At 72.3% G+C, this 4227-nt stretch carries 3 protein-coding genes and 1 pseudogene; 1 reads left to right on the top strand and 3 read right to left on the bottom strand.

Features of this window, described 5'->3' with window-relative positions:
- A pseudogene (locus QQK43_RS22760) lies at positions 1–293 on the top strand (hypothetical protein); the annotation flags it as partial.
- Positions 294–319: 26 nt separating this feature from the next.
- Here the strand turns inward: QQK43_RS22760 and QQK43_RS22755 are convergent.
- The 3 genes from QQK43_RS22755 to QQK43_RS22745 all read right to left on the bottom strand — a co-directional run bounded on the left by QQK43_RS22755 (position 320) and on the right by QQK43_RS22745 (position 3921).
- Entirely contained in the window at positions 320–940 is a 621-nt protein-coding gene (locus QQK43_RS22755) for a 3'-5' exonuclease (protein WP_284309572.1), read from the bottom strand.
- The gene (locus QQK43_RS22750; protein ID WP_284309571.1) at positions 937–3075 is read right to left on the bottom strand and encodes a sensor histidine kinase; all 2139 of its coding nucleotides are present in this window, start codon (positions 3073–3075) and stop codon (positions 937–939) included. The genes QQK43_RS22755 and QQK43_RS22750 overlap by 4 nt, the downstream gene beginning before the upstream one ends.
- A gap of 150 nt (positions 3076–3225) precedes the next feature.
- Positions 3226–3921 (bottom strand): response regulator transcription factor, encoded by a 696-nt coding sequence (locus tag QQK43_RS22745; protein WP_284309570.1) that lies wholly within the window; start codon positions 3919–3921, stop codon positions 3226–3228.
- Positions 3922–4227: the final 306 nt, after the last annotated feature.

The following is a 4227-nucleotide window of genomic DNA, read 5'->3' as shown; positions in this document are numbered from 1 at the left end:
AGCTGGAGGCCGTGGCGCTGACGGGCCTGTCCAACCAGCACCGCCAGGCCGTGCTGGGCCAGGCGGCCAGCGGCGCCGCGGGCGCGTCCGACGCCCTGCGCCGCACCGACAGCTACCGCTGGATCGAACGCAGCGCTCACCACATCTGGCGCATGGGCCACTACCTGGCCCAGGGCCGGCTGAACCGCCGCCAGAAGGGCCCGCCCGAATCGCTGGCCCACCCGCCGCTGGACGCCGAAGCGGTGCCGGAGACCGTTCCGCCGCCGGCCGCTGCCCCGTCGGCCGACGCCTGAGGGCGCGAACGGGCCAGGTCGTCGGCTCAGTGCACCGGCCGGCGGCCGTTGGCCGCGAGGAAGCGCGGCAGCGCCTTGGTCGTGCAGGTCTGCAGGGCACACAGGAAGGCGTGGTCCGGCTCGGCCACACCGTGGCGTTCGCGCAGGTCGTGCTGGATGCGCACCAGCAGCCACGCGGCCATTTCGGCGTCGACCAGGGCCCGGTGGGCGGCGCCGTTGCGCGGCAGCGCGAAGCGTTCGGCCAGCATGCCCAGCTTGTGGCTCGGCGCGTCGGGGTAGAGCCGGCGCGAGAGCAGCACCGTGCAGGCAAACGGCTGCGGCGCCGGCAGGCCGGCCAGCGCCAGTTCGGCCTGCCAGAAGCGGCGGTCGAAGCCGGCGTTGTGCGCCACCATGGGCGTGTCGCCCACGAAGCGCGCGGCCTCGGCCATCACCTGCGTGGCCGGCGGGGCGGCGGCCACCATGGCGTTGGTGATGCCGGTGAGCTGGGTGATGAAGGGCGGGATGGACACGCCCGCGTTCATCAGGCTCTGGTAGCGGTCCACCGGCTGGCCGTTCTCCATCAGCACGATGGCGACCTCGGTGGCGCGGCTGCCCTGGCTGATCGAGATGCCGGTGGTTTCGAAGTCGATGACGGCGATGCGGCTCATGGAAACGGGTGCACGGTGGTGCGGGGCAGGCGGATGTCGAAACGGACGCCGTCCCCGGTGTGGGTGGCGGCGATGGTGCCCCCCATTTTCGCCAGGTAGGTGCGGGCCACGAACAGGCCCTGGCCCCGGCCTTCGCCCGCGCCGGTGGCGGCACCGTCGGTCACGCCGAATTCGAAGATGCGTTCCCGCAGTTCGGGCGGGATGGCGGGGCCCTGGTTGTGGATGCCGACGCGGGCCATGGCGGCATCGCTGGTGTCCAGACTCAGCGTGACGGGCGTGCCCGCGAGCCGGTAGCGGTCGGCGTTGCGCAGCACGTGGGTCACCACGTCTTCCAGCGAGTGCTCGTCGGCCTGCACCCACACCGGGTCCGGCGCGCGGATGTAGCGCACGTCGGCGATGCCAGCGTAGGGCGCGTTTTCGGCCACGTGGGCCAGGAACGCGTTCAGGTCCAGCGCATCGATGTCCACCGTGGCCGAGGTGATGGCTTCGCTGGGCGAGGCGCTGCCGTAGAGCACGCGCACCGCCTGCTGCATGCGGCTGACGTAGCGGTGGCTCGGGTCCTGCGGGTCGCCGTGCAGCACCATCAGCGACTGCAGCGGCGACATGATTTCGTGCCCCACGGCGTGCCACATCTCGCGCTCCTGCTCGTTGCGCAGGTGCTCGCGGCGCACGCCTTCCTTGACGCGCTGCAGCAGCGCGGCCAGCGTGCTGGCCAGGATGCCCATCTCGTCGCGGCCGGCCATGTCGCTCACGTCCAGATCGCCCAGGCGGCGCTCGATCTGCGGGTCCTTCATGTTGTAGTTCAGCGCCGCGGCACGCTGCGTCAGCAGCGCGATGCGGCGGATCAGGCCGACCTCGATCAGCAGCCAGGCCAGCGCGATGGCGGCCAGCATCGCGCCGACGAAGCCGCTCATGCGGGTGGCGGTGGCGCTGAGGTTGCGGTCCACGCTGGCCAGTTCGCCGCTCAGGCGCAACTGGTAGCGGCCGCTGGAGGTGTTGACGGTTTCGCTGGCCTGCACCTGGGTGCGGGTGTCGGCCGACGGCAGGCGCAGCACCAGGCGCGTGAGCCAGGGCGCGGCGGCTTCGGGGCTGTCCTGGCCGCGCAGCGCGGTCACCAGCTGGGGCTCGCCCGGGCCCAGGCGTTCGATGCGCAGCGTCTCGCCGGCCGACAGCGTGGCGGCCAGGTGCTGCAGCGAAAACGGCTGCACGGCCCCGGCGCGGTCGCTGTCGAACAGCGTCTCGCCGGCCGGCCCGATCCATTGCAGCCGCAGCCGGGTCTGGTCCAGGTCGGCCGGCGGCCAGGTGCGTTGGCCCTTGGCGAACAGGGCCCGGCGCCAGGCCTCGATCGGCACGCGCAGCGACAGCAGGGTGCGCCGCGCGCAACCGGGCAGCGCCTGCTCGGGCTGAGCACAGCTGGCCTCCTGCCAGAGCCAGCCGCGGAAATCGCGCACCGGCCGCGAGCCCTTGACCAGCATGCGGCCCTCGCCGGCGAAACCCGTCAGGCGCCCGCGCAGGCCGCCGTCGTCCTGCGCCACCGGGCCGTCGGCGGGCGCTTCGAGCGGCGCGACCCAGCGTTCGCTGCCTTGCGTGGTGTCGGCCCGGATCACCGCGTGGCTCACGCCGTCCAGGGCCAGCGTGCCGCGCTCGCGCGGCAGGGCCGGCGGCAGCACCAGGTCGGCCACCAGATAGACCACGCCGCCCGCGTAGGCGCTGTTGCCCACGCCCACGCACAGTTGTCCGCCGTCTTCGGGCCAGTGCACGGCGCAGCCGCTCATTTCGACCGCTTGCCGGGCCTTGAACGGGTCCGAATAGTCGAGCGCCGAAAACGGCAGCACCACGGGCACGCGCCCTGGCCCGGCGGCCGGCGCGGCGCCGGCGTTGATGAGCGCGAGCTGCCCGGTCGGGTGCCGCAGTTGTGCGGTCAGGGTCGACAGGCGCTGGCGAAAGCCCGACTCGTAGCGGTCGCGGCTGCGCTGCTTTTCTTCGGCCAGCAGCGTCACCGCCAGCACCACCACGGCCAGCGCCAGCAGCAGGAACACGCCGTGGAAGACGAGGCGGCGGCGGAACGCCGACAGCGGCAGCCGCGGCAGCGCCAGCGCGGGCAGCGAAGGAAGGTCCAGTGGCCCCAGTTTCATGTCATGCGACCCGAAATCCCCCGGCGCGCGTGCTTTGTCGAGGCGTACCGCGGAACCGGCTTCGCCAGACTGTTGGTGCGGTCCCCTTCCCGACGCAGGCGAGAGAGGGTGAAGGAGAGGGGGATGCCGCGAAGCGGCGCAGGGGGTGCTTCATCCTCTCGACCAGCGGAAGCCCCGCATCGGCACGTTCTCGATCGCGTCGAACGCCGGGTCGAGGTCGCGGAAGGCGTCGCGGATGGCGCTCACGTGCTTGCGCACGTTGTCGCGGTTGCGCCCGCTCTTGACCACCTCGTACAGCTCTTCGTAGCTCACCGTCTGGCCCTTTTTCTGCACCAGCGTGGCCAGGATGCGCTGCGCCGTCAGCGGCAGGTTGATGCGCTGGCCGCGCCAGGTCGGGTTGCGCTGCCACAGCGGGTCCAGGCTCAGCCCGTCTTCGGTGGCGGGTTCGGGGTCGCTGCCGCGCCGGGCGCGCGAGGCGCGCAGGATGTCGAGGAAGGTTTCGACGAATTCGGCCTCGTCGAAGTGGGTCTTCTGCAGGTAGTCCCAGGCGTCCAGCGCCTTCATGATGCCGCGGTAGATCGCCGCCGGCATCGCCGAGACCACCAGCACCGGCGTGCCCTGGTGCAGCTTGTTGATGGTGTTGATGACGGCCACGCCCGCGTGGCGCTCGCGGCCGAGCTCGATGTCGAGCACCACCAGGTCGTAGCGCTCGCGCGCCAGGGCGGCTTCGGCGCTGTCGCGGTCGTGCCACTGGTGGACGGTCAGCTCCGGGCGCGCGGCCCGGATCCAGCCGGCCAGCTGGTCGCTGGTCGGGCGGTCGTCCTCAATCACGGCGATGGTGTCCATGGCGCCGATTATCGAAGCGCGCTGCGCGCAGGGCCTGTGAGTTTTTCTTCCGCGCCCGTCCGCCAAGCCACCCGCCGGCCGCATTGAGACTTCCGGCGGCTTCCGGAACGATGCAGGCCATGGCGAACCCGCGGTGGGTTGGCCCCGAAAACCGGAGGAGAAGCCCATGTGGCCACGTTGGAAGAACCTGTCTGAATCGGCCCGGGCGGCGCTGGGCCGCCGGCCTGCGCCGGACCCCGAAGGCGCGCCCGTTTCGGAGGAGGCCGAGCCCGCCGACCGCTACGCCCCGGTGCCGGCGGCGCGCCC

It is taken from the genome of Hydrogenophaga electricum (assembly GCF_030160815.1).
GTDB lineage: Bacteria > Pseudomonadota > Gammaproteobacteria > Burkholderiales > Burkholderiaceae_C > Hydrogenophaga > Hydrogenophaga electricum.
This window is presented reverse-complemented; position numbering and strand designations above follow the sequence as displayed.

Coding starts and splice junctions, on each gene's coding strand:
- QQK43_RS22755 (WP_284309572.1), bottom strand. CDS start 940: ATGAGCCGCATCGCCGTCATCGACTTCGAAACCACCGGCATCTCGATC.
- QQK43_RS22750 (WP_284309571.1), bottom strand. CDS start 3,075: ATGAAACTGGGGCCACTGGACCTTCCTTCGCTGCCCGCGCTGGCGCTG.
- QQK43_RS22745 (WP_284309570.1), bottom strand. CDS start 3,921: ATGGACACCATCGCCGTGATTGAGGACGACCGCCCGACCAGCGACCAG.